Annotated in this window: 1 rRNA gene; it reads left to right on the forward strand. The window is 48.3% G+C overall.

Annotation, left to right across the window (positions count from 1 at the left end):
* Positions 1–965 (forward strand): 23S ribosomal RNA (locus tag A1D25_RS08390); the annotation flags it as partial.

The raw sequence follows: 965 nt of genomic DNA on the forward strand, positions 1-965 counted from the left end.
GGAAAAGCCAGTCAGTTTTAGCATAAGACTTAGAGGAATTAGCTGGGAAGCTAAATCACAGAGGGTGATAATCCCGTACTTTAAAAGCCTTATGTGGAACTAAGCTGACAACAAGTAGGGCGGGACACGAGAAATCCTGTCTGAAGATGGGGGGACCATCCTCCAAGGCTAAATACTCCTGATTGACCGATAGTGAACCAGTACTGTGAAGGAAAGGCGAAAAGAACCCCAGCGAGGGGAGTGAAATAGAACCTGAAACCGTGTACGTACAAGCAGTGGGAGCAAGAGCAATCTTGTGACTGCGTACCTTTTGTATAATGGGTCAGCGACTTATATTTTGTAGCAAGGTTAACTGAATAAGGGAGCCGTAGGGAAACCGAGTCTTAACTGGGCGTTTTAGTTGCAAGGTATAGACCCGAAACCCGGTGATCTAGCCATGGGCAGGTTGAAGGTTGGGTAACACTAACTGGAGGACCGAACCGACTAATGTTGAAAAATTAGCGGATGACTTGTGGCTGGGGGTGAAAGGCCAATCAAACCGGGAGATAGCTGGTTCTCCCCGAAATCTATTTAGGTAGAGCCTTGAGCGAACACCTTCGGGGGTAGAGCACTGTTTCGGCTAGGGGTCCATCCCGGATTACCAACCCGATGCAAACTGCGAATACCGAAGAGTGATACTCAGGAGACACACGGTGGGTGCTAACGTCCATCGTGAAGAGGGAAACAACCCAGACCGCCAGCTAAGGTCCCAAAGTCTATATTAAGTGGGAAACGAAGTGGGAAGGCTTAGACAGCTAGGATGTTGGCTTAGAAGCAGCCACCATTTAAAGAAAGCGTAATAGCTCACTAGTCGAGTCGGCCTGCGCGGAAGATGTAACGGGGCTAAAATATAGCACCGAAGCTGCGGCATCAGGCGTATCACTAATACGCCTTACGATTAACAACATCGAATGAAACAAAGTGAA

It is taken from the genome of Ursidibacter arcticus, assembly GCF_009761375.1.
Classification (GTDB): domain Bacteria; phylum Pseudomonadota; class Gammaproteobacteria; order Enterobacterales; family Pasteurellaceae; genus Ursidibacter; species Ursidibacter arcticus.